We start from the raw sequence: 22,594 nt of genomic DNA, 5'->3' as shown, positions 1-22,594 counted from the left end.
CTCAGTGCTTGGGCGGTGTCGCATACGACGGGTCGGCGGCCTCGGCGCCCTTCACCGCGTGACCGCCGAACTGGTTGCGCATCGCGGCGATCGCCTTCATCGCCGGCGAGTCCTCCTGCCGGGAGGCGAAGCGGGCGAACAGCGCGGCCGAGATGGCCGGCATCGGCACCGCGTGGTCGATCGCGGCCTCGACGGTCCAGCGGCCCTCACCGGAGTCGTCGGCGTACCCGCGGATCTTGGCCAGGTGGTTGTCGTCCTTCAGCGAGGCGACCAGCAGGTCGAGCAGCCAGGACCGGATCACGGTGCCCTCGCGCCAGGACTCGAACGCCTCCGGCACGTTCTCCACCACGTCCGCGGCCTCGAGCAGCTCGTAGCCCTCGGCGTATGCCTGCATGATGCCGTACTCGATGCCGTTGTGGACCATCTTCGAGAAGTGCCCGGCGCCGACCTTGCCGGCGTGCACGAAGCCGAACTCGCCCTCGGGTTTCAGCGCCTCGAAGATCGGCATCACGATGTCGACGGTGTCCTTGTCGCCGCCGCACATCAGGGCGTAGCCGTTCTCCAGGCCCCAGACGCCACCGGACACACCACAGTCGACGAAGCGGATGTCCTTCTCGGCGAGCTGAGCGGCCCGGCGGGTGTCGTCGGTCCAGCGACTGTTGCCGCCGTCGATCACGATGTCGCCGGGGGAGAGCAGGTCCGAGAGCTCGGTGACGACGGCATCGATCGCCTGCACCGGCACCATGATCCAGACCACCTTGGGCTGGCCGGGCGCGGTGAGCTTGCCGACCATGTCGGCCAGGTCCTTGGCGTCGGAGATGTCCGGGTTGTGGTCGACCCCGACCACGGTGTGGCCTGCGTTGCGGATCCGCTGGCGCATGTTGCCGCCCATCTTGCCGAGACCGACAAGGCCGAGCTCCATCGTGAATCCCCTTGTTCTGTTGGCTTTCAGCTGTTCAGGCGGACCGGCATCAGGACGTACCGGAACTCGCTGATCGGATCACCGTCGAAGTCCCGCACACCGGTCAGCTCGGCCGGCTTGGTCGCCTGCGTGAAGGCCAGGTGCGCGACCGGCGTACCGATCGCGTTCAGGCCGTCGAGCAGGTACGTCGGGTTGAAGCCTACGGTCACCGGCTCACCGGACACCCGGGCCTCGATCGACTCGGACGCCTGGGCCTCGTCACCGCTGCCGGCGTCCAGGGTCACGGTGTCGTCGCTGAACGTCAGCCGGACCGGCGCGTTCCGCTCGGCCACCAGGGCCACGCGCTTGACCGCCTCGACCAGCGTGGCGGTGTCGATCCGGACCCGGGTCGCGATCGCGGCGTCGGTCGGGATGATGCCGCGAACCTTCGGGAACTCGCCGTCCAGCAGGCGGGTGGTCGCCCGCCGGTTTCCGCCGGAGACCTCGCCCTCGAAGCCGACGATGCCGTCACCGGTGCCCGGCGCGGCCAGCGAGACGATCACGTCGGATCCGGTCATCGCCTTCGCGGTCTCGGACAGCACCCGGGCCGGCACCAGCGCGGCGGCGGACGCGTCGGGGGACTGGGGGTTCCACTCGAGTTCGCGGATCGCCAGCCGGTAGCGGTCGGTCGCCAGCAGCGAGATCGTGGATCCCTCGATCTCGACCCGGACACCGGTCAGCACCGGCAGGGTGTCCTCGCGACCGGCCGCGGTCACCACTTGGGCGACCGCCTGCGCGAAAACGTCGGCCTTGACCGTGCCGCTCGCGGCCGGAAGCTCCGGCAGAGCCGGATATTCCTCGGTGGGAAGCGTCTGGAGCGTGAACCGCGAACTGCCGCAGGTCACTTGAGCCTTGGCGCCGTCCACCGCGATGTCCACGGGCTGGTTCGGAAGACTCTTGGAGATGTCGGCCATCAGCCGGCCGGAGATCAGGCACTTGCCGGAGTCGGCCACCTGGGCGGGCACGGTGACCCGGACCGAGGTCTCGTAGTCGAAGCCGGACAGGGTGATCTGCCCGTCCTCGGCCTCGACCAGAAGGCCGGCAAGGATCGGGACGCTGGGACGACTGGGCAAGCTGCGCGCGGCCCAGGCCACCGACTCGGCCAGTACGTCGCGCTCGACGCGAAACTTCACCGCTGGGTGCCTCCTGATTCGGCTGTGTGCCAGGCAGATCCTGCCACGGACAAGTGTGCTCTGCGCCAATCGGGCGTGACGTGGCGCTTCGGGCGGGTCGCGTCGGCGTCGTTCCGGTGGTTCTGCGTGCTGCCCCTCATTGTGCTCCGAGGACAGCCTGACAGGTGCCTCAAGCCGGCGCGAGACCGGGGTTTTCCCCAGGTTGGGCCGCTCGATCGTTTTGTGGACTGGGAACTCTCTACAGATTCCATAGGGTTCTTAGCACCGGTGGATACTGTGGAAAAGCGACGACTTCGCAGGTCAGGTACCGAATCGGCGTGTGGACGGCATGTGGACGAATCCCGGTCTGTCTGAGGACGCCTGGTGATGACGGATTCTGTCCCCACAGCGAATCCACAACACACAGCGATGTGTCCACGGTGATACCCACAGTTATCCACAGGAGTATCCCCAGCCTGTGTGGTGCCGGTGACCGCGCCGTAGCACTCGGCGTACAGAATTCTGGACGCGGTCACCGGACCTCATTGCTGCTTCGCTTGGTGCTTGATCCGGTTGGTCAGTTCGGTCACCTGGTTGAAGACGCTGCGCCGCTCCGACATCAACTGCCGGATCTTCCGCTCGGCGTGCATCACGGTGGTGTGGTCGCGGCCGCCGAACTGCTGACCGATCTTCGGCAACGACAGGTCGGTGAGCTCGCGGCACAGGTACATGGCGATCTGCCGCGCGGTCACCAGCACCCGGCTCCGGCTCGAGCCACACAGGTCGTCGATCGACAGACCGAAGTACGACGCGGTCTGGCCCATGATCATGCTGGCCGTCACCTCGGGCTTGCTGCCTTCGGGGATCAGGTCCTTCAGCACGATCTCGGCCAGGCTCAGATCGACCGGCTGCCGGTTCAGGCTGGCGAACGCGGTGACGCGGATCAGTGCGCCCTCGAGTTCACGGATGTTGGTCTGCACCTTCGAGGCGATGAACTCCAGCACCTCCGGCGGCGCGGTCAGTCGCTCGGTGGCCGCCTTCTTCCGCAGGATCGCGATCCGGGTCTCCAGGTCGGGCGGCTGGATGTCGGTGATCAGGCCCCACTCGAACCGGTTCCGCAGCCGGTCCTCCAGCGCCTCCAGGCGTTTCGGCGCCCGGTCGGAGCTGATCACGATCTGCTTGTTCGCGTTGTGGAGGGTGTTGAAGGTGTGGAAGAACTCCTCCTGGGTCTGGATCTTGCCCTCGAGGAACTGGATGTCGTCGATCAGCAGGACGTCGACATCGCGGTACCGGCGCTGGAACTGGGACGCCTTGTCGTCGCGGATCGCGTTGATGAAGTCGTTGGTGAACTCTTCGCTCGACACGTACCGGACCCGGGCCCCGGTGTAGAGGCTGCGGACGTAGTGGCCGATCGCGTGCAGCAGGTGGGTCTTGCCGAGACCGGAGTCGCCGTAGATCAGCTGCGGGTTGTAGGCCTTGCCAGGCGCCTCGGCGACGGCGACCGCGGCCGCGTGGGCGAACCGGTTCGAGCTGCCGATGACGAAGGTCTCGAAGGTGTACTTCGGGTTCAGCCGCGCCTCACCCTGTGCCTCGGTGGCCGGCTGGGGCATCCCGTTCGGGGGTGGGGCGACCGATCCGAGCTGGTGGCCGAACGGCTGCTGCTGCGGCGCGGGACCGCGGGGCTGTTCGTAGTGCTGCGGCGCCGGCTCCTGCCGCTGCGGCGGGCTGAACTGTGGTGCGTTGTCCGGTTCGCTGAGCGCGGACTGGATCGTCGGCTGGTACGCCCCGTCGGTCCGCAGCGGCTCGCGTACGACGGGCTGCGGCGGCGCTTGCGGTTCACGCAGTTCCGGGTCGAGCGACGGGTCGACCGTCACGGCGATCCGGATGTCGCGGCCGAAGCTCTCCGACAGGATTCGCTCGAGGTCGGGGCGCAGCCGGGTCTCCAGCTGGCCGCGGGTGAAGTCGTCGGGCACCGCGACGATGGCGGTGCTCTCGTGCAGCGTCACCGGGCGGGAGTTGGTCAGCCAGGCACGCTGGTTGGGCGGGAGGCCCGCGAGGACCCTGGTCCAGGCATCACCGAGGTCCGTCACCGGACCCGGTCCTTCGGCTCGTGGCTCGGCAACCCGAGGCCCACCGATCTGCGGCTCGGCCACCCGAACCTCAGCAGTGCCGCTCTCATTGTTCGCACGCCCATCACCCTCGTTCCGCACCGGTCCTGCTCCGTCCCCGTACACGGGGCGATCGTTTCCCTGCGGTTCAGCCGGTCCTCGTTCACCGGTCCAGTTGTTGCTGGTCTCACCGGAGTACCTGAGATTGCCGACCACCGGTGCGGCACCGAAGTACGCCGTACCCGCTGGAGGCTCGGAAGTGGGCACCGCCGTTGGCGTCGGCATCGGCGCCGGGCCGGTCGGCAGATCGGTGGCTGCTCGCTCCAACTCGGAGCGGTACCCGTAGCCCTGGTACCGCGGGCGGTAGCCGGACTCGGGGGCCTCGGGGAGGGGAATCGGAAGAGAGGGGCTGAGGTGGTCGGCCGGATCGGTCCGCGGCGCCGGCTCCGGGGCCGGCGGGATCTCGGACCGGAAGTCCACCGCTGGTTCCGGCCGCAGATCCTGTCTGCCGTCGACGGTGTATTCCACCTCTGTGAATTCCGCACTGGCGGAATGGTCCTCGACCACGCGTTGCTCCCCGAATCCATCGCTGCGGTGGCCGGCGCGTTCCGGGCTGGACCCGTTCAGCGCGACCTTAGACCCGACACCCGTGCAGCCGGTGCGTCGCCCGTTCCGGCTCGGCGCGGTTGCCGTTGTCCGCAGTCGGGCGCCGTACTTTCCACACGGTTGTCCACAACTGTGAACGACGCGTGGAGCAGGTTGGTTACCGATCGCGGGGTGTGGGACCTCTGGTGTGAGGGGGAGACGCTAACAAGTCTGCCCAGCCTGCTTCAAGCCGTCATCCACAGGCTATGAACAGCAATTTGGGGGAAACGTCCGGCGTGTCGGGTGGACGCCGGAGCGTAGTCGTGTTGAGGGGATCGCGGTCGGTGACCATCCTGACCACTGCGTGACGACCCGTGACTGCCCGTGTGCTCACTATTCTATCCACAGGCCTGTGGATAACTATGGGGATGGCTGGTTTGACCTGTCCACAGGCGGCCACGTACCGTTGATCAGTCGGTGTTGAACCGGCCCTTTTGTGCTGCGCTCCCTGCTGGACCACACTGGTTCCTGAGTGGCGTGTGTGCAGGACTGCACCAGCGGCAGATCTATCAGTGGGTCTGTCGATCATTGTGATCTCGAGTAACCGGAGTCATTCCAGTGAGCAAGCGGACGTTCCAGCCGAACAACCGTCGCCGGCACAAGAAGCACGGCTTCCGTCTTCGGATGCGTACCCGTGCCGGGCGCGCGATCATCGCCGCCCGCCGTGGCAAGGGTCGTCAGCGCCTCGCGGCCTGACCGACCTCCTCGACGGTGACCACCTCGTGTTGCCCGCGTCGAACCGGTTACGCCGGTCCGACGACTTCCGCCGCGCCGTCCGATCTGGACGGCGGGCCGGGCGGCGTGCGGTGGTCCTCCATCTGTTGGTGCGGGACGACCGGGCGGACGACGCTCAGGCCGCGCCCGCTCGCGTCGGATTCGTGGTGAACAAGGCGGTGGGCAACGCGGTTCTGCGGAACCGGGTCCACCGCCGTCTGCGTGCTGTCCTGACCGCGCGGCTCCCTGATCTACCGGCCGGCAGCCTGACCGTCGTCCGCGCCCTTCCGTCGTCCGCTTCGGCGTCGTACGACGAACTGGTCGCGGACGTCGACGGTGCGCTGCGGCGGATCCTGGACCCACGATGAGGATCAATCCCGTGAAGAGCGGGATCATCGGTTTTCTGAAGTTGTACCGACTGACCATCAGCCCGATGTACGGGCAGGTGTGCAGGTTCTACCCGAGTTGTTCGGCGTACGCCCTGGAGGCGGTCGAACGCCACGGTGCGGTGCGCGGTTGCTGGCTGGCGGCGAGGAGACTCGTTCGCTGCCACCCGTGGAACCCCGGCGGCTACGACCCCGTTCCACCCACAGATGTCGACCAGCGCGGAGAGTCGATCTCCGCCAACCAGCCCGGCCCGTCTACCGACGCCGGGCCTGTGCAGCGAGGTGCTTGAGTGACTCTTCTGGCCATCCCCGAACTCGCGTTGTGGGACGGGATCGTAGACCTGTTCAACGCCGTCATGACGCCCCTGTACTGGGCCGTCTCGGCGCTGCTCGTCGGCTGGCACTGGGTGTGGAGCCAGGTGCTCGATCCCAACGGGGGCTGGGCCTGGGCGTTGTCGATCGCCGGCCTGACCATCGTGATCCGCACCCTGCTGATCCCGCTGTTCGTCCGGCAGATCCGCTCCAGCCGGAACATGCAACTGCTGCAGCCGAAGATGAAGGAGCTGCAGAAGAAGTACGGCCACGACCGGGAGAAGCTCGGTCAGGAAATGATGAAGCTGTACAAGGAGACCGGGACGAACCCGTTCTCCTCGTGCCTGCCGCTGCTGCTCCAGTCGCCGATCTTCCTGGCCCTGTTCCGGGTGCTGGACTACGCGGCGAACGGCAAGGCTCACAGCAAGATCATGGAGCCGTACGTCGAGTCGCTGCAGCACGCCAAGATCTTCGGAGCCGAGATCTCGCAGACCTTCCTGAAGGCGAGCGGCCCGGGCGAGAACAACGTCAAGATCGTCGCGGTCGTCCTGATCATCCTGATGACCACGACGATGTTCATCACGCAGCTGCAGCTGATGCGTAAGAACATGCCGAAGGAAGCCCTGACCGGGCAGGCCGCGCAGATGCAGAAGATCATGCTGTACGTCTTCCCGGTCTTCTTCCTGATCGGTGGCTTCAACTTCCCGATCGGTGTGCTGATCTACTGGTTCGTCTCCAACGTGTGGACGATGGGTCAGCAGTTCTACGTGATCCGCCGCAACCCGGCTCCCGGCACTCCGGCGTACGACGCGATGGAGGCCCGCAAGCGCGAGCACAACCTGCGCGCGGGCAAGCCGGCCGACGAGGGCCTGGCGTCCGCCGACGGTACGACGGAGCCCGGTTCGGACCGGCGTCCGGCGCAGCGGCAGCAGCCGAAGCGGCAGTCGCGCAGCGACCGCAGGGGCGGCGCTGCCGCAGGCGGAGCCGCGAGCGGTGCCTCGGACTCCGACGGCTCGGCGGACGGTGCGAAGGCTGCCAGCAACGGGCAGGCGTCGAACGCTCAGCCGAACGCGGCGAAGAATACTCAGGCCGGTGCTGCCAAGAAGCAGCCGGCCGGCAAGAAGAGGACGGCGGCCAAGCGCCAGCCGGCGGCGAAGTCGGCCGCCCAGAAGAAGGCGGCGCAGAAGAAGTCCGGCGGATCACGCTGACCTGCCTGCGCTGATTCCTCTTCCTGCTTGTGTATGACCTGGGTCCCCGTGGGGCGGATCTCGACATTGTGAAGGAGTGGCCGTGAGCGACGGCATGCAGAACAACGAGGCGACAGAGGAGTCCACCGACTCCGCTGCCGATCGTCTGAAGGCGCTCGAGGCGGAGAGCGACATCGCCGCCGACTACCTCGAGGAGTTGCTGGACATCGCCGATCTCGACGGTGACATCGACATGGACATCGACGGCGACCGTGCCGCGGTCTCGATCGTCGGTGCGGAGCTGAACAACCTCGTCGGCGAGAACGGCAAGGTGCTCGAGGCGCTGCAGGAGCTCACCCGGCTGGCCGTGTACCGGGAGACCGGCGAGCGGTCGCGGCTGATGCTGGACGTGTCGAACTACCGGGCGAACCGGAAGGCCGAGCTGGAAGAGGTCGGCCGGAAGGCCGTCGAGGAGGTGAAGGCGACCGGGACCCCGGTACGCCTGGACCCGATGACGCCGTTCGAGCGCAAGGTCGTCCACGACGTGGTGGCCGCCGCCGGCCTGACCAGCGAGTCCGAGGGCGAGGAGCCGCGCCGCCGCGTCGTCGTCCAGCCGTCGTGATCCGATGATCGCCGGACGTGTGACCTTGTGACCGAACCTGTTTCACGTGAAACGCCGCCGCTCGTGGAGAAGCTGTATCCACGGGCGGCGGTCCGGCTTGCGGCGTACGCCGAACTGCTGGCCACCGAGGGAACTCTCCGCGGGCTGATCGGCCCACGCGAGGTTCCGCGGCTGTGGGATCGCCATCTGCTGAACTGCGCGGTCCTCGAGCGGCTGGTCCCCGAGGAGTCGACGGTCGCCGACATCGGCACCGGTGCCGGCCTGCCAGGGATCGTGCTTGCTCTCGTTCGTCCTGACCTCCACGTGTCGCTCGTCGAGCCGTTGCTCCGGCGCACCACGTTCCTCGAGGAGGCGGTCGAGTCCCTCGGACTCGACAACGCCACCGTGGTCCGCGCGCGGGCCGAAGAACTCCCGCCGGCGTCGTACGACGTGGTGACTTCCCGGGCCGTGGCTCCCTTGGGCAAACTGGCCGGGTGGTGCCTGCCACTGTGCGTCGAAGGGGGGCTGATGCTGGCGATGAAAGGCTCGTCCGTCGAGGAGGAACTGGACGCTTCCGAACGCGAACTCGAAACCCTCGGAGCCGAGCTGTGGCACATTCACCAACTCGGCGTCGATGAACTGGCCCAGCCGACGACAGTCGTGAGTATTGTGGCCGGACGTGCTGCAGGGGGATCCCGGCACGGAAGACGCGGGAGGTGAGTGGGTTGGTGAGTCGTGCCCTCGGATGGCCCGAGAAGAGCACCGGGGAAGCCAAGAGTTCCCAGGCGATCGGCTGGCCCGCACAACCCGCATCCAACTCCCAACTGCTGACGGCAGACCCCGAGCCGGCGAGCGATGAGTACCGGCCGCCGATCGACAGTTCTGCTCTCCGCACGGTCGCTGCGACAGGCCTCGACCAAGCACCGGAAACCGCGTCCGCTCCTGACGAGTCTCCCGTTTCACGTGAAACCGGGGAGCCGGGAGATGATGGGGTTTCACGTGAAACGGCATCGCTGGTCGATGCCGACGACAACATCTCCGAGTCTCCACCGCCTGTGGATGACGACCGCATGAAACTGCCTCCGCACACGGGGATTCGTCCACAGAAGCCTGTGGATGAACCTGGGGGCAGACCCGCCCCGACCCCTACCGACATCCTCTTCGGGCCAAGTCCCGCACCTATTGGAATGGGCGCTATGACTGCCGCACAGATCGCCGCGCGGGCCACGTCGGACGAGCGTCAGCGACGACTTCTCGAGACTCCGATCGCCGCCGCCACCGAACGGACCCTGCTGGTGAATGAAGGACGCACTATGGGCCGCGAGTTCCCGCTGCCTGCCGAGACCCGGGTCTTCGTCGTCGCCAACCAGAAAGGTGGCGTCGGCAAGACCACGACGACCGTGAACGTCGCCGCCGGCCTCGCGCTGTACGGTGCGCGGATCCTGGTCATCGACCTCGACCCGCAGGGCAATGCCTCGACTGCTTTGGGCATCGATCACTCGGAAGGCACCCCGGGTGTCTACGAGGCGGTCATCGAGGGCGAATCCCTGGGGAAGCTGCTCCAGCCCTGCGCCGAGCACCCCGGGATCATGGTGATCCCGGCAACCATCGACCTGGCCGGTGCCGAGATCGAACTCGTCAGCATCGTGGCCAGGGAGAGCCGGCTGAAGCGCGCCCTCGACGCGCACCTGGCCGAGACCGAGGCCGCGGGCGAGAAGTACGACTACGTCTTCATCGACTGCCCGCCGTCGCTCGGCCTGCTGACGGTCAACGCGCTGACCGCCGCCCGCGAGGTCCTGGTCCCGATCCAGAGCGAGTACTACGCGCTCGAGGGTCTGTCCCAGCTCCTCCGCCACATCGACATGGTGAAGTCGCACCTGAACCCGGGCCTCGACGTCTCCACGATCCTCCTCACGATGTACGACGCCCGGACCAAGCTGGCCGGTGAAGTCGCGGCGGAGGTCCGGGGTCACTTCCGTGACGCCGTACTGCGGACCGCCGTACCTCGCTCGGTCCGGATCTCTGAGGCACCGAGCCACGGGCAGACGGTCCTCGCGTACGACCCGGCGTCCGCCGGAGCGCTCTCCTACTTGGAGGCCTCCCGTGAGATCGCCATGCGCAACAACACCTGATCGGTCGACGGCCCTGGCCCGCCCGGCGTACTGGGACACCGGTTACGGTTGCTCCAGCAGGATTCCTGGGCGGGCTGTTTCACGTGAAACGGTGCTCGGTAGGACCGCAGGACATCAGCAGGTTGTCGAACTCGAGGGAGCGCGATGAACACCCGACTCGGACGCGGACTTGGTGCGCTGATCCCCAGCACGCCGGCTCCTGGGAGCACCACCACCCTCGGCAGCAAGTCCAGTTCGATTCCGGGAGCGCCGCCGGCCGCACGGCCTGAGTCGGAGCTCGCCGCGGTGCCGGGTGCCGAGTTCGCCGAGATCGAGGTCTCGAAGATCACCCCGAACCCGAAGCAGCCGCGCAGCGTCTTCGACGAGGAGGCGATGGAGGAGCTCGTCCACTCGGTGAAGGAGATCGGGCTGCTGCAGCCGATCGTCGTTCGCCGACTGGAGCACGACAAGTACGAGCTGGTGATGGGTGAGCGCCGCTGGCGTGCGACCCAGGAGGCCGGCCTCGCCACGATCCCGGCCATCGTCCGCGACACCTCGGACGACGTGATGCTCCGGGACGCGCTGCTGGAGAACCTGCACCGAAGCCAGCTGAACCCGCTCGAGGAAGCAGCGGCGTACCAGCAGATGCTCGACGACTTCGGTTGCACCCAGGAAGTCCTCGCCACCCGGATCGGCCGCTCTCGCCCGCAGATCTCGAACACCCTGCGCCTGCTCAAACTGCCGGCCGGCGTACAGCGTCGCGTGGCCGCCGGCGTCCTGTCCGCGGGTCACGCCCGCGCGCTGCTCGGCCTCCCCAGCGGCGACGCGATCGAGCGCCTAGCCCAGCGGATCGTCGCCGAAGGCCTCTCCGTCCGCACCGTCGAGGAGATCGTCGCCCTGGGCGACATGAACGCCGACGACGCCACCCCAGCCCAGCGCCGCCGCAACAAGCCGGTCGCCCCCCGCCTCGTCGACCTGGCCGACCGCCTCTCCGACCGCTTCGAAACCCGCGTCAAGGTGGACCTCGGCAAAACCAAGGGCAAGATCACCGTAGAGTTCGCGTCCCTGGACGACCTAGAACGCATAGTCACCCTCATGGACCCCAACAAGCCCAACCCCTAACCCGGGCCAGCAGGACTCCCACCCTCCGCGGCCAGCGCCACCCCTCGCGGTAGAACCACTAGCTCCGCGGTAGGACCACAAGCCTCGCGGGCAGTACCCCGGCCTCCACGGCCCCGACCTCCCCCGGCAGCCTCCTGCGCGGACACAACCGCGCTCCCGCCTGCCGATGCCATCGCCCGCGCGAGCACTCCCGGAGGAATAGGCCCGGAGGAGGCGGCCCCGAGGAGTAGGCCCCGACGAGTCGGATCCCGCAAGCCACACCAGTACGCCCGGCGCCGGCACCACCCAACTCCGCCACCCACGCACGACCTTTGCTGCACGCGCCTCAGGCAGTCGCTGACAATCACGACGCCAACCCCAAGACCATGGCCATGCACCCCAGGCGTCCCGACTCATCCTGGGCGCCCCGACAGGCCAACCACCGCACCCGCATGACCGGCAACGCTTCTCGCACGGGCTGCCCGACTCGCGCCTCACACGTTGGGGAGGCCTCCTCCCCTCGACGCACCGGAGCCCCGGAGCAGCCGACAGCACCGGAGCAGCCGACAGCACCGGATCACGCTGAGCGGTTGCCGCTCCTCCAGTGCGACTCGTGGCCTGCGCGCACACATCTCACGTGCGCACCCCCCGCGGGACCACCCAGTCTCGGCCTCCGGCCTACTCGGCGGACCAGCGGAGGGAGCAGCCGCTCCGGCGCACATCCATCCACCCGTTCACCCACCCAGCCCGGCGGCGCAGCCGGACACCCGACCTCTGGGCGACCCGCTGCCCAGGCCCTGCGCGGACTGCCCGGCCCGGACCCGCACGGACCGCCCGACCCGGACCCGCACGGACCACCCGAGCAGGCTGGGCCCGGGCAGCCTCGGCCGGTTAGACGCCCGGTCCCGCCCGGCTGCTCGCCTGGCAACGTCGGCGCTGCGCGGGGACCGCCCGACCCGGACCCGCGCGCACCACCCGGGCGGGCTCAGCCGGGCAGCCTCAGCTGGCTGGACGCCCGGTCCCGCCCGGCTGCTCGCCTGGCAACGCCGGCGCTGCGCGAGGACCATCCCACCCGCACCCGCCCGGACGGCCTCACCCGGCCCCGGGCAGCCCCGGGCAGCCCCGGCCGGTTAGACGCCCGGTCCCGCCCAGCGTCTCTTGCTTGGCCTGGCGACGCCGGCGCTCTCGACCAGCTCGGCCGGGCGATGCCGGCGTTCCTTTGGTCCAGCAACTCCTCGGCGGCACGAGCCCACCTCGGGGCAGTCTCCCGCCGATCAGGCGAGCTGGTTGGTCGTTCGGATGTACCGAAGGACGGGTGGTAGTCGTTCCAAGCCGGCCCAGTGCGGCGCCTCGGAGCGGGACTGGCTGCAAGCCGGGGGACTACTACCCGTCCTTCGGTACGGACGGACGCCGGCGGGTCCCGGGTCGGGGAACGAGGGCAGTTGCAGAGAGCACCGGCGCCTGGGGTCGGCGGGGAAGTCGGAGTTCGCTCGGCTCACTCCACCCGTACTCGCTCGCCTCATTCGACCTGTCCTCGCTGGCCGATCTGGCCGCGGCTGCTCATTCGGACGCTTTCGGGTCGAGCCGAACCGCGGGAGGTCGCCCGAAGCCGTCCTGGCCCAAGCTGGCGACGTCGTGGCTGGGTCGACGGGTTGACCTCGCGGACGGCGGCGGTCAGCGAGACGCTTCACCGAGGCCCGTCTGAGCCCTGCCACTGCCCGCGTCTCGATACGGTCGGAGGCTCGGGGATGACAGGACCGGCAGTTGCCTAGGGGGTGCCGGCGCCGGGGTTGGCGGAGGGCGTCGAACTCGCTTGGGGAGATCTGCGCTACCAAGCCCCTCGGATGTTTCACATGAAACATGCGTCCCGCGCTGGCTTGTCGGCCTGGCCGCGGCTGCTCGTCTGGCCGTCTCAGGGTGTGCCGAACGGCGGCGTACTGGTCGGTCGTGATTGGCCCAGGTGGAGTCCCGACGGAGGCCGGGTTGCCGGACTGCGTGGTCGCCGGGTCGCGTGGGTCGGCGGGGACTGTGCGGGATCGCTGGACTCCTCTGTGGGCGCGATTCTTAGCGGACTGCCGTGGCGGGCTTGGTGTGTGAGGGTGCCTAGGATCGCGTTGGGGGAGGAATTCTGGGGGTTTGGTGGGGCGCGGTTTTGCCGAGTCGATCACAGGGATTTGTCGACAAAGCTACTTGGGGACTTGCGGCGAATGTTTCATGTGAAACATTCGCACGCCGGCGGCTTCGATGAGGTCGTGGCGAGCGGGTGAGAGAGGCTCCGGGGGAGCACCTCATCGCCGCAGGAGGAGGTAGGCAGGTGGAGGACTGGCCAGGCCGGTGGCCTCAACAGCCCTCGGGGCCTCGGCGCTCCCCACCACAGATCCACCTGCCACCAACCTCAGCGCGGGAGCCTGGCTATGAGAGCGAGGCGGTTGTCGGGGGTGCGTGGTGGATCCGCAGTTGGCGCGGGGCGGGTGAGTGAGCTCGTGGAGGGGTGTGACGAGAGCGCGGCTGGGCGGATGGCGGGGTTAGCGGCCCAGGAGTTCGTGGGTGGTTTTGCGTTCGGCGTAGAAGGAGAGGAAGGGGATGGTGCCGGCTAGGGCCATCAGGATCAGGCGGGGGAGGGACCAGCGGACTCGGCGGAAGAGGTCGAAGGTGCCGAGGAGGTAGATGACGTACAGGAAGCCGTGGAGTGGGCCGACGACGTCCATGGCGCTCGGGTCGTCGGCGAGGTACTTCAGCGGCATCGCGACGAACAGCAGCACCAGCAGCATGACACCGACGATGTAGGCGATCACGCGATACCGGGTGAGTGCACCGCGGACGGCCGGCGTGAGTGGCTGCGGGGTGGCGGAGGTGGCGGGGTCGGCTGGTGAGGTCACGCTGAAACGGTACCGCTCGACTCCACAGCCGCACCGGCCCGGTCACCTTCACCACCGGGCTCACCACGAGGCTCACCGCCGGACCCGCCATCGGTCCCGTCGCCGGAGCCGTCGCCGGAGTCGTCAGGCTCCGAGTCGGTCCGGTGTGCGTCCATGACCATGCGCCACCACATCCACAAGGTGAAGGCCGCGAAGATCCACCACTGGAAGGCGTACGCGACGTTCCGGAGCCCGGCGTGGTCGGTCGGGGGTGGAGGCGGCGGTACGACGGCCGGCGCGGGGGAAGGTACGTCGCCGGACTCGACCGACGACTGGATGACGAAAGCGTCGTACAACCGGTAGTCGACCATGTGAACGATCGTCGGGATGCGCAGCGACGACAGCACCCGCCCCTTGGCGGCGTCGCCGGACGAGTCCTCAGCCTCCGAGGCCGTCACCGTTCCCGTCAGCTTCGCCGGCCCGGAGGGCGCCGCCGCGGCCGGATCGTTGACCGAGGCAACCCAGCCCCGGATGACCATCACGGCACCCGAACCGTCAACCATCAAAGGGCTCGCGACCCAGAAGCCGTCCCGATCACCCTGCCGCCGATCGGCGATGAACACCTGGTCCGCACCCGCCGCCCAGGTACCGCTCACGGTCACGCGCCGGCCGACAGCCTTCGACGGCAGACCTTCGTCGATCGAGAACAGCGACTGCAACGCGACCGGCGCACCCTCGGCCCGCTTGGCCGTGGCCGCGTCCGTCTTCGACCGGTACACGTCCAGCTGCCAAACACCCAGCATGGACATCACCGCGGCAATGGCCAATGCCAGAAGCAACAACCCGGACCACCGCGGCGTCAGTGCTGTCCGCCACAGCGGCCGTCCGTCCATCAGGACCTCAACAACGAGCCGCGGCCGCAGCCAGCAGGTCGCGGCACAGCACACCCAGCTCGACGCCCGCAGCCTCGGCCGCCAGCGGCACCAGTGACGTCTCCGTCATCCCCGGAGCGACGTTGACCTCGAGGAACCACGGCACGCCCGAAGCGTCCACCACCAGGTCCGACCGCGACAGATCCCGCAAGCCCAACGCCTCATGAGCCGTGACCGCGGCCGAAGCGCAAGCGGCCGCGACGCCGTCACCCAGCTGAGCCGGTACGACGAACTGCGTCGCGCCGGCGGTGTAGCGGGCTTCGTAGTCGTAGAACCCGGAGTCCGGCCGGATCTCCACCGCAGGCAAGGCGCGTGGCCCGTCGCCCGTGTCGACCACGGTCACGGCGATCTCGGTCCCGTCGATGTACTGCTCGATCAGCGCGACCGGCCCGTAGGCGTAGCAGTTCACCATCGCCGACGGCAGCTCCTCGGCCGACCGCACGATGGACGCACCGAGCGCCGAACCGCCTCGGGCCGGCTTCACCACCAGCGGCAACCCGATCTGGTGGATCACCGCCTCCATCAGCGCGGCGGCGCCCAGCTCGCGGAACGTCTCGTGCCCAAGGACCACGGACGAGGGCGTTTGCAGCCCGGCGGCGCCGACCATGGTGGATGCCACCGGCTTGTCGAAGGCCGTCCGGCACGCCGCCGCGTCGGCGCCGACGTACGGAACGCCGTACAGGTCGAGGACCTGGCGGAGCGCGCCGTCCTCGCCCGTGACGCCGTGCAGGACGGGGAAGACCGCGTCCGGCGGATCGTCGCGGAGCCGTTCGACCAGGCTTGCATCGACGTCGCGCTGCTCGACCTCGACGCCGACGCTGCGCAGAGCGTCGGCGACCCGTCGGCCGGACCGGAGCGAGACGTCCCGCTCGTGTGACAGTCCGCCTGCCAGTACCAGCACTCGACCCAGATCACTCATCACAAATATCCCGATCACTCGTGGGCGACTCCGGCACGGTCGCCGGTCCCGAGGCCCACTGGAACGGTACCGCTACCGCGTCAAGGACCCCCGGCCGCCCGCAGATCCATTGCGCAACCTTTGCGCAGTGGCCGTCAGCTCAACTCCGGACCCGGGGCGTCGTACCCGTGCCCGGCGCCTGGTGGCAGCGGGCCGAACGTCTGCCGGAGTTCGAGCTCCTCGTGGATCACCGCGGCCAGCCGGCCGACGCCTTCGGTGATCCGCTCCGGCGTCGGATGACAGTACGACAGCCGCATGCACTGCGACCCGAAACCGTCGGCGAAGAAGGCGGTTCCGGGGACGTACGCCACCCGCGCCGTGACCGCGCGCGGCAGCATCGCCTTCGCGTCCAGCCCGTCCGGCAGGGTCAGCCAGACATAGAACCCGCCGCCCGGCCTGGTCCAGGTCGTTGCCGCAGGCATCTTTTCGGTCAGCGCCGCCAGCATCGCGTCGCGGCGCTCCCGGTACATCTCCCGGAACTGCTTGACCTGCCCGAGCCAGTCGTGCCGGGTCAGGTACGACGAGATCGCGAGCTGACTGAAGACCGGTGGACACAGGGTCGCGGATTCCTGTGCCAGCACCAGTTTCTCGCGTACGGCGTGCGGCGCGACCGCCCAGCCGACCCGGAAGCCCGGCGCGAACGTCTTCGAGAACGAACCGAGGTAGATCACGCCCTCGCGGTCGTCGGCGCGCAGCGCCCGCTGCGGCTCGCCGTCGAAGCCGAGCAATCCGTACGGGTTGTCCTCCAGCACCAGCAAGTCAGCGCGCTGACAGATCTCCAGCACCCGCGCCCGCCGCTCGTTGGACAGCGAGACACCGGCCGGGTTGTGGAAGTTCGGAATCGTGTAGAAGAACTTGATCCGCTTGCCGGCCGCACGCACCGCCGTGATCGCCTGCTCCAGCGCCTCCGGTACGACGCCGTCGTCGTCCATCGCGACGTGGACGACCTCGCACTGGTACGCACGGAAGACGCCGAGGGCACCGACGTACGACGGTGCCTCGCAGATCACCACGTCACCCGGGTCGCAGAACACGCGCGTGACCAGGTCGACGGCCTGCTGGCTCCCGACCGTCACGACGACGTCGTCCGGGTGGGCGTCGATCCCCTCCAGCCGCATCATGTCGCAGATCTGGTCCCGCAGGACCGGATCGCCCTGGCCGGAGCCGTACTGCATCGCCACCGCGCCGTTGTCGCTCACCAGGTCGCGGACCGCGCCGCCGACCACGTCGAGGGGGAGTCCTGCGATGTTCGGCATGCCGCCGGCCAGCGAGACCACCTCGGGCCTGCTGGCGACCGAGAACAGTGCCCGGATCTCGGATGCGGTCATGCCCTTGGTCCGTGCTGCGTACCGGTCGACGTAGTTGTCGAGACGGGTCTGCCGGACATCAGGCACGTCAGCACTCACAGAGCCACTCCACGGTGATCGAGGGGGAAGTCACCAGATTACGCCGGACCATCCCGAGCGCGCCTGGGCTGTGGAACGGCGTGACCTCTCACTACCATGCCTTATAGGGGCAGGTTCCGACCATGCCGCGGACTGGCTGCTGAGACAGTCCGGGGTGGGTGCGGCCTGAGAGGTGGAGCGGAAGGCAGGAATCTGGGATGAGCGTGGGCAAGGCTGCCGGGTGGACGCTCGGTGGACTGCTACTGGGTGTGCTGGCCGGTTTCGCCGGCGAGCTCTTCCGGCGGCAACCGGCCGCCAAGGTGCAGCAACGGTACGTCGCCCCGGAGGCGACCGAGACCCCGGACGTGCGGGCAGCGGCTCCCACTCCGGCCCCGGCGGCCCGGTGAACCGCAGGGTGATAGCCAAAGTGACGAACCTAACAGGCAGTACGCCGCCCTACCGGACACCGGGCACCGCGGACCGGACGCGCTGATGGCCCGACGGCTGGAACCGCTGACGCTCGCCAATCTCGGCGAGCTGCCGGTGCCGTGCCGTGACTGTGTGTTCTGGGAGCTCGACCCGGTCGCCGCCAAGCAAGCCGACCGCAACGGCGACACCGGCCTCGAGAAGGAGGCGTGGCTGTCGCAGTTGCTGCTCGACTGGGGCACCGCCGGCGTCGTCTTGTACGTCGACGACGAGCCGGCCGGATTCGCGGTGTACGCCCCGGCGACGTACCTGCCGAGGATCCAGGCGTTCCCGACCGCGCCGGTGAGCCCGGACGCCGTCGTCCTCGCGACCGGGCGGATCCTGCCGCGCTACCTCGGCCTCGGACTGGGCAAGATCCTGGTCCAGGCGGTGGCGAAGGACGTGCTCAAGCGCGGGTTCCGTGCCGTCGAGGCGTTCGGCGACTCCCGCTGGGACGGGCCGGGATGTGTCTGGCCGACCGAGTTCCTCCGCGCGGTGGGGTTCGCTGTCGTCCGCGAGCACCCGCGGAACCCCAGGCTGCGGCTGGATCTGCGCTCAGCGGTGACATGGCGAAGCGAGATGGAGGCCGCGGTGGAGCGGCTGATGGGCGCGATCCGGCCTGAGCACTCGCCACCGAAGCCGGTGACCGTCCGGGACGCCCTCACTCGTACGCCGAGCTCCTGAGGCGGGATCGCGATGATCTGGCGCTTCCTCGCGGACGTGATGTTCGTGCTGCACGCCGCCTTCCTGCTCTTCTTCGTCCTCGGCGGATTCCTGGCCTGGAAGTGGCCCAGGGTGATCTGGGCGCACCTGGCCATCGTGGTGTGGAGCGTGGCGATCGTGGTCATCGACTACGACTGCCCTTTCACCGGGGCGGAGAAGTTCTTCCTGCGCAAGGGCGGCGTGACGCCGTACGAGGCGGGATACATCAATCACTACCTCAACGGCACGCTGTGGCCGGAAGGCCAGACACCGGTCGCGGAGAAGGTCGGATTCGCCCTGGTGATCATCTCGTACATCGGCTTCTTCGTCCTGCGGCACCGGCGGAGGACCAAGCTCAGGGGAGAGTCAGTGGGACCCCGGACGTGATCGGGTCCCGGCATCCCCATACTGGAAGACGTGTCCAGCACCAGTACGCCGGTTGACGCGTACCTGACCGCACTCGGCAAGGCGCTGCCCGGCCCGCGCAGGCGGAAGGCCGACCTGCTCGCCGAGGCACGGGACCACCTGGTCGACGCGACCGAGGCCTTCGAGGCCGACGGTCTCGACCGGGACGAGGCCGAGCGCGAGGCGGTGGCCGACTTCGGCGAGTTGTCAGACGTCGTCCCCGGCTACCGCGCCGATCTCGCGGTCAGCCAGAGCCGGCGGACCGCGATGCTGCTGTTCCTGGCGCTGATCATCCAGCCGATCGTCTGGCAGGAAGGCGTGTGGAGCTGGAACCAGGACCCGGCGACGCCGAACCCGGTGAACGAGTTCCTGCAGTCGTTCGTTCGGACCGTCGGCATGTTCGCGATCGCCGGTGCGGTGCTGGCCGTCATCGCGGCCGGTATCGGCCTGCGCCACGCACTCGTCCGCCAGCACGTCACTCGCGTGACGGCAGTCTTCGCGCTGGTCAACGCCGTCGTCATCAGCCTGATCGGTGTCGCGATGTCGGCGACCGGCGGTCGCACGCCCGACCTTCCCGCGTTCGGCGTGGTCGGGGCGTTCGTCGTTCTGCCGCTGGCGTTCGTCGGTCTTCAGGCCGGCCGTTGCCTACGCCTGGCCAGGGCGTAGGACGCCTTCCACCACAGCCCGGAAGGTCAGCCACTCCTGCTTGCCTGAGGCAAGCATCTTCTGGCCGGCCGAGGTGAGCTGGTACGTCCGCCGCTTCCGGCCGCCGACCGTGCTCCACTCGCTGGCCAGGTAGCCGGCCCGCTCCAGCCGCCGCAGCGCGGGGTACAGCGTGCCGGTGGGCAGGTCGAGCTCGCCGCCGCTGCGCTCCAGCAGGGCCTCCATGATCGCGTAGCCGTGCAGCGGTTCGGACTCGACGACCGCCAGGATCATCGGGTCAAGGTGCCCACGCAGCGCATCCGCCTTCATGTAGCCAGTCTACTCATATGCCTGCTACTGTCGAGAGACAACATGTAGCCAATCTACTTATCAGGATGTGAGGAGGCCCGGCGATGACCGTGGACACCCCAGTACGACGCCCGCCCCGGAAGGACGGTGGACGGCCCGGATTGCTGCACCGGGTGTCCGGGTGGTCGATGCGGCACGCCGGACTCGCCCTGCTGCTCTGGGTGGTCGCCCTCGTCGCGGTGACCGCCGCGTCGACGGTGGTCGGCGACAGCTACAAGAACGACAACTCGCTCCCCGGGACCGACTCCCAGCGGGTGACCGACATCTTCCGCGAGCACCAGCCGCAGGGTGAGACCGCCTCGGTGCAGATCGTCATGCACGCCGACGGCGGGCTCCGGCCGGAGAAGCCGCGAGTCCTCTCGATGCTGGCGGCCGTCGGCGGGCTCCCGCACGTGGCGTCGGTGGCCGACCCGTTCACTGCTCCCGGATCACTCTCACCAGACGGTCGTACGGCGTACTCGACGGTGAGTCTGGATGTCGCCGTGGCGGACATGCCGATCGAGGACGTCCGCGCGATCATCGAGAAAGCTCAGCAGTTCAGGGTCCCCGGTCTGACGATTGAGGTCGGTGGCGACCTGGCGCGGTCGGCGGCGGAGAGTGCGGGTGGTGCGTCCGAGGGCGCCGGCATCCTGGCCGCGCTGGTGATCCTGGTGTTCCTCTTCGGATCGTTGCTTGCGGCAACTCTGCCGTTGCTGACGGCCTTGTTCGCGGTCGGCAGCACGCTAGGGCTGTTGGTGCTGGCGTCGCACTTGTTCACCGTGCCCGACTACACCGCACCGGTGATGATCCTGGTCGGGCTCGGTGTCGGCATCGACTACGCGTTGCTGATCTTCTCCCGTTACCGCCATGAGTTGCTGAAGGACGGGACCGACCGCGCGACCGCGTCGATCGTTGCCCTGGACACCGCCGGCCGTTCGGTGATGTTCGCCGGCTGCACCGTGGTGATCGCACTGCTGGGCCTGCTCGCCTTGGGGCTTGGTTCGCTGCAAGGCGTCGCGCTCGGTGTCACCCTCACGGTGCTGATGACGATGCTCGCCGCGGTGAGTCTGTTGCCGGCTCTGCTGACGCTGTTCGGGAAGCGCATCGAGCGGAGTGTCCGCAAGCATGCCGCGAAGAAGCGCCGTACGCCGGGAGACGGATGGCGGAAGCTGGCAGCCGCAGTGCAGCGTGGGCCGTGGGTGCCGCTCGTGCTCGGGACTGTCGCGTTGGTCGCGTTGTCATTGCCGGCGCTGGACATGCGGCTTGGGTTCGCGGATGCCGGGACGGACGATCCGGCCAAGACCAGCCGGAAGGCGTACGACCTGCTGGCACAGGGATTCGGGCCCGGGTTCAACGGTCCGCTGGTAGTCGTGTCCGAAGGCGACCAGGCTGCAACTCAGGCGCTCGGCCGTACGCTGGCCGCCGATCCGAACATCGCCGCGGTCACGCCACCGCAGTTGACGCCCGACGGCAAGGTCGCGACCGTACTGGCGTTCCCGAAGTCTGCACCGCAGGACGCAGCGACCAGTGACCTGGTCGAGCGGTTGCGGACCGACACTCTGCCGGCGCTCGAGTCGCAGACCGGGGCGACGTACCTCGTAGGTGGCGCCACCGCGGCGGCCGACGACTTCGCGTCCGCGGTCAGCAATCGGCTGCCGATCTTCGTGCTGGTCGTGGTTGGACTGTCGGCGCTGCTGCTGATGGCGGTGTTCCGGTCCGTGCTGATCCCGCTGAAGGCCGCGGTGCTGAACCTGCTCAGCATCGGTGCCTCGCTCGGCGTCATCACACTGGTCTTCCAGCAGGGCTGGTTTGGTGCGCAGCCGGGTCCGATCGAGGCGTTCGTGCCGGTCATGATCTTCGCGATCGTGTTCGGGTTGTCGATGGACTACGAGGTGTTCCTGGTGTCCCGGATCCATGAGGAGTGGCGGCGTACCAAGGATGCGAACGAGGCAGTCCGCGAAGGGCTGGCCAACACCGGCAGCGTGATCACCGCGGCGGCCGCGATCATGATCGTGGTGTTCGGTGCGTTCCTGCTCAGCCCGGACCGCATGCTGAAGCAGTTCGGGCTCGGGCTGGCGACCGCGGTACTGCTGGACGCGGTGCTGATCCGATGCGTCCTTGTCCCGGCCATCTTGCGGCTGTTCGGCGATCGCGCCTGGTGGCTGCCGCGCGGACTCGACCGAGTGCTCCCGAAGATCGCCCTCGAGAAGGACTGAGCCGATTCGAGGCGGGCCGCCCCCTGCGCGGCCCGCCTCGGGCGATCATTCGCTGGCGGCCACTCCGATCTTGTGGCCCTGGGCGTCGGCGAACACAGCGAAGCTGGTGCCGGGCACCTGCTGCAGCGGCTGGACGACACTGCCGCCCAGCTTCTCGGCGCGCGCGAGTGTGTCCGCCACGTCCTCGACGGCCACGAAGAACAGCACCTCGTCCTCGGCGCCCTGCCGCGGACTGATCGCGACGTACGGACCCTCCGGTGTGCCGGTGTCGATGAACGTATAGCCCGGGAACCCGCCCTCGGACGCGATCTTCCACCCGAACAGGTCCGCGAAGAACTGACGTGTCGCGTCCGGGTCCGCCGATCGGATCTCGGTGTGGACGACTGGATGTGCCATGAGCCCCTCCCAACTGAATGACGTCCCACCCGGCGTGATCGCCGGGCGA

Annotated in this window: 21 protein-coding genes and 1 pseudogene; 13 read left to right on the top strand and 9 right to left on the bottom strand. The window is 68.5% G+C overall.

The window, feature by feature from the left end:
• Position 1 precedes the first annotated feature (1 nt).
• From gnd to dnaA, 3 genes are all read right to left on the bottom strand, one after another.
• Positions 2 to 922 carry a phosphogluconate dehydrogenase (NAD(+)-dependent, decarboxylating) gene (gnd, locus tag ACGFH6_RS20510; RefSeq protein WP_393385935.1) on the bottom strand — a complete coding sequence of 307 codons (921 nt, stop codon included), beginning with the start codon at positions 920 to 922 and terminating at the stop codon, positions 2 to 4.
• Between the two features lie 26 nt (positions 923 to 948).
• Positions 949 to 2,094: a DNA polymerase III subunit beta gene (gene dnaN, locus ACGFH6_RS20505; protein WP_393385932.1), complete on the bottom strand. Its 1,146-nt coding sequence runs from the start codon at positions 2,092 to 2,094 to the stop codon at positions 949 to 951.
• A 521-nt stretch (positions 2,095 to 2,615) separates the two neighbouring features.
• The gene (gene dnaA / locus ACGFH6_RS20500) at positions 2,616 to 4,163 is read right to left on the bottom strand and encodes a chromosomal replication initiator protein DnaA (RefSeq protein WP_393386734.1); all 1,548 of its coding nucleotides are present in this window, start codon (positions 4,161 to 4,163) and stop codon (positions 2,616 to 2,618) included.
• Positions 4,164 to 5,384: 1,221 nt separating this feature from the next.
• On the opposite strand from dnaA, the gene rpmH reads away from it, so the two are divergent.
• The 8 genes and pseudogenes from rpmH (at position 5,385) to ACGFH6_RS20460 (ending at position 11,259) form a co-directional block, all read left to right on the top strand.
• On the top strand, positions 5,385 to 5,522 hold the full coding sequence (gene rpmH, locus ACGFH6_RS20495; RefSeq protein WP_130386492.1) for a 50S ribosomal protein L34: 138 nt from the start codon (positions 5,385 to 5,387) through the stop codon (positions 5,520 to 5,522).
• A gap of 26 nt (positions 5,523 to 5,548) precedes the next feature.
• Positions 5,549 to 5,908, top strand: coding sequence for a ribonuclease P protein component (gene rnpA / locus ACGFH6_RS20490; protein WP_393385931.1), 360 nt, complete (start codon positions 5,549 to 5,551; stop codon positions 5,906 to 5,908).
• Positions 5,905 to 6,216 (top strand): membrane protein insertion efficiency factor YidD, encoded by a 312-nt coding sequence (gene yidD, locus ACGFH6_RS20485; RefSeq protein WP_393385928.1) that lies wholly within the window; start codon positions 5,905 to 5,907, stop codon positions 6,214 to 6,216. The genes rnpA and yidD overlap by 4 nt, the downstream gene beginning before the upstream one ends.
• Before the next feature lie 66 nt (positions 6,217 to 6,282).
• Positions 6,283 to 7,200 (top strand): annotated as a pseudogene (yidC, locus tag ACGFH6_RS20480) (membrane protein insertase YidC); the annotation flags it as partial.
• Positions 7,201 to 7,540: 340 nt separating this feature from the next.
• Positions 7,541 to 8,047 (top strand): protein jag, encoded by a 507-nt coding sequence (locus ACGFH6_RS20475; RefSeq protein WP_393386732.1) that lies wholly within the window; start codon positions 7,541 to 7,543, stop codon positions 8,045 to 8,047.
• Positions 8,048 to 8,074: 27 nt separating this feature from the next.
• Complete coding sequence (gene rsmG / locus ACGFH6_RS20470; RefSeq protein ID WP_393385926.1) at positions 8,075 to 8,746, top strand: 16S rRNA (guanine(527)-N(7))-methyltransferase RsmG; 672 nt, start codon at positions 8,075 to 8,077, stop codon at positions 8,744 to 8,746.
• A gap of 476 nt (positions 8,747 to 9,222) precedes the next feature.
• Positions 9,223 to 10,158 (top strand): ParA family protein, encoded by a 936-nt coding sequence (locus tag ACGFH6_RS20465; protein WP_393385923.1) that lies wholly within the window; start codon positions 9,223 to 9,225, stop codon positions 10,156 to 10,158.
• A gap of 144 nt (positions 10,159 to 10,302) precedes the next feature.
• A complete protein-coding gene (locus tag ACGFH6_RS20460; RefSeq protein ID WP_393385920.1) occupies positions 10,303 to 11,259 on the top strand; it encodes a ParB/RepB/Spo0J family partition protein in 957 nt (318 codons plus the stop codon).
• Positions 11,260 to 13,763: 2,504 nt separating this feature from the next.
• Here ACGFH6_RS20460 and ACGFH6_RS20455 read toward each other — a convergent pair.
• From ACGFH6_RS20455 to ACGFH6_RS20440, 4 genes are all read right to left on the bottom strand, one after another.
• Complete coding sequence (locus tag ACGFH6_RS20455; RefSeq protein WP_360438077.1) at positions 13,764 to 14,117, bottom strand: DUF3817 domain-containing protein; 354 nt, start codon at positions 14,115 to 14,117, stop codon at positions 13,764 to 13,766.
• Positions 14,114 to 14,989: an SURF1 family protein gene (locus tag ACGFH6_RS20450; protein WP_393385917.1), complete on the bottom strand. Its 876-nt coding sequence runs from the start codon at positions 14,987 to 14,989 to the stop codon at positions 14,114 to 14,116. Before ACGFH6_RS20450 ends, ACGFH6_RS20455 begins: the two co-directional genes overlap by 4 nt.
• 7 nt (positions 14,990 to 14,996) lie before the next feature.
• On the bottom strand, positions 14,997 to 15,947 hold the full coding sequence (locus ACGFH6_RS20445) for a D-alanine--D-alanine ligase (RefSeq protein ID WP_393385914.1): 951 nt from the start codon (positions 15,945 to 15,947) through the stop codon (positions 14,997 to 14,999).
• 134 nt (positions 15,948 to 16,081) lie between these two features.
• Complete coding sequence (locus tag ACGFH6_RS20440) at positions 16,082 to 17,392, bottom strand: PLP-dependent aminotransferase family protein (RefSeq protein ID WP_393385912.1); 1,311 nt, start codon at positions 17,390 to 17,392, stop codon at positions 16,082 to 16,084.
• Between the two features lie 197 nt (positions 17,393 to 17,589).
• Between ACGFH6_RS20440 and ACGFH6_RS20435 the strand changes: the two genes are divergently transcribed.
• From ACGFH6_RS20435 to ACGFH6_RS20420, 4 genes are all read left to right on the top strand, one after another.
• Complete coding sequence (locus ACGFH6_RS20435; protein ID WP_131363275.1) at positions 17,590 to 17,778, top strand: hypothetical protein; 189 nt, start codon at positions 17,590 to 17,592, stop codon at positions 17,776 to 17,778.
• An 85-nt stretch (positions 17,779 to 17,863) separates the two neighbouring features.
• Entirely contained in the window at positions 17,864 to 18,520 is a 657-nt protein-coding gene (locus ACGFH6_RS20430; RefSeq protein ID WP_393385909.1) for a GNAT family N-acetyltransferase, read from the top strand.
• A 12-nt stretch (positions 18,521 to 18,532) separates the two neighbouring features.
• Positions 18,533 to 18,925 (top strand): DUF2784 domain-containing protein, encoded by a 393-nt coding sequence (locus ACGFH6_RS20425; RefSeq protein ID WP_393385907.1) that lies wholly within the window; start codon positions 18,533 to 18,535, stop codon positions 18,923 to 18,925.
• A gap of 30 nt (positions 18,926 to 18,955) precedes the next feature.
• A complete protein-coding gene (locus ACGFH6_RS20420) occupies positions 18,956 to 19,609 on the top strand; it encodes a permease prefix domain 1-containing protein (RefSeq protein WP_393385904.1) in 654 nt (217 codons plus the stop codon).
• On the opposite strand, the gene ACGFH6_RS20415 is transcribed toward ACGFH6_RS20420, so the two are convergent.
• The gene (locus ACGFH6_RS20415) at positions 19,589 to 19,915 is read right to left on the bottom strand and encodes a helix-turn-helix transcriptional regulator (protein WP_360438101.1); all 327 of its coding nucleotides are present in this window, start codon (positions 19,913 to 19,915) and stop codon (positions 19,589 to 19,591) included. The genes ACGFH6_RS20420 and ACGFH6_RS20415 overlap by 21 nt on opposite strands.
• Before the next feature lie 83 nt (positions 19,916 to 19,998).
• Here ACGFH6_RS20415 and ACGFH6_RS20410 point away from each other — a divergent pair, with 83 nt between their 5' ends.
• The gene (locus ACGFH6_RS20410) at positions 19,999 to 22,149 is read left to right on the top strand and encodes an MMPL family transporter (protein WP_393385901.1); all 2,151 of its coding nucleotides are present in this window, start codon (positions 19,999 to 20,001) and stop codon (positions 22,147 to 22,149) included.
• Between the two features lie 45 nt (positions 22,150 to 22,194).
• Here ACGFH6_RS20410 and ACGFH6_RS20405 read toward each other — a convergent pair whose 3' ends face one another.
• Positions 22,195 to 22,545 (bottom strand): VOC family protein, encoded by a 351-nt coding sequence (locus tag ACGFH6_RS20405; protein WP_393385899.1) that lies wholly within the window; start codon positions 22,543 to 22,545, stop codon positions 22,195 to 22,197.
• Between the last annotated feature and the right edge of the window lie 49 nt (positions 22,546 to 22,594).

Source organism: Kribbella sp. NPDC049227 (assembly GCF_043197265.1).
Classification (GTDB): Bacteria; Actinomycetota; Actinomycetes; order Propionibacteriales; family Kribbellaceae; genus Kribbella.
The sequence above is the reverse complement of the archived record's forward strand: the minus strand, read 5'-3'. Positions and strand labels throughout refer to the sequence as shown.

What these genes read in the sequence shown, in the direction of transcription:
- ACGFH6_RS20425 (WP_393385907.1), top strand. Translation starts at nt 18,533, where the DNA reads ATGATCTGGCGCTTCCTCGCGGACGTGATGTTCGTGCTGCACGCCGCC.
- ACGFH6_RS20475 (WP_393386732.1), top strand. Translation starts at nt 7,541, where the DNA reads ATGCAGAACAACGAGGCGACAGAGGAGTCCACCGACTCCGCTGCCGAT.
- ACGFH6_RS20410 (WP_393385901.1), top strand. Translation starts at nt 19,999, where the DNA reads ATGACCGTGGACACCCCAGTACGACGCCCGCCCCGGAAGGACGGTGGA.
- ACGFH6_RS20460 (WP_393385920.1), top strand. Translation starts at nt 10,303, where the DNA reads ATGAACACCCGACTCGGACGCGGACTTGGTGCGCTGATCCCCAGCACG.
- ACGFH6_RS20450 (WP_393385917.1), bottom strand. Translation starts at nt 14,989, where the DNA reads ATGGACGGACGGCCGCTGTGGCGGACAGCACTGACGCCGCGGTGGTCC.
- ACGFH6_RS20465 (WP_393385923.1), top strand. Translation starts at nt 9,223, where the DNA reads ATGACTGCCGCACAGATCGCCGCGCGGGCCACGTCGGACGAGCGTCAG.
- ACGFH6_RS20430 (WP_393385909.1), top strand. Translation starts at nt 17,864, where the DNA reads ATGGCCCGACGGCTGGAACCGCTGACGCTCGCCAATCTCGGCGAGCTG.
- yidD (WP_393385928.1), top strand. Translation starts at nt 5,905, where the DNA reads ATGAGGATCAATCCCGTGAAGAGCGGGATCATCGGTTTTCTGAAGTTG.
- ACGFH6_RS20415 (WP_360438101.1), bottom strand. Translation starts at nt 19,915, where the DNA reads ATGAAGGCGGATGCGCTGCGTGGGCACCTTGACCCGATGATCCTGGCG.
- ACGFH6_RS20405 (WP_393385899.1), bottom strand. Translation starts at nt 22,545, where the DNA reads ATGGCACATCCAGTCGTCCACACCGAGATCCGATCGGCGGACCCGGAC.
- gnd (WP_393385935.1), bottom strand. Translation starts at nt 922, where the DNA reads ATGGAGCTCGGCCTTGTCGGTCTCGGCAAGATGGGCGGCAACATGCGC.
- ACGFH6_RS20435 (WP_131363275.1), top strand. Translation starts at nt 17,590, where the DNA reads ATGAGCGTGGGCAAGGCTGCCGGGTGGACGCTCGGTGGACTGCTACTG.
- ACGFH6_RS20445 (WP_393385914.1), bottom strand. Translation starts at nt 15,947, where the DNA reads ATGAGTGATCTGGGTCGAGTGCTGGTACTGGCAGGCGGACTGTCACAC.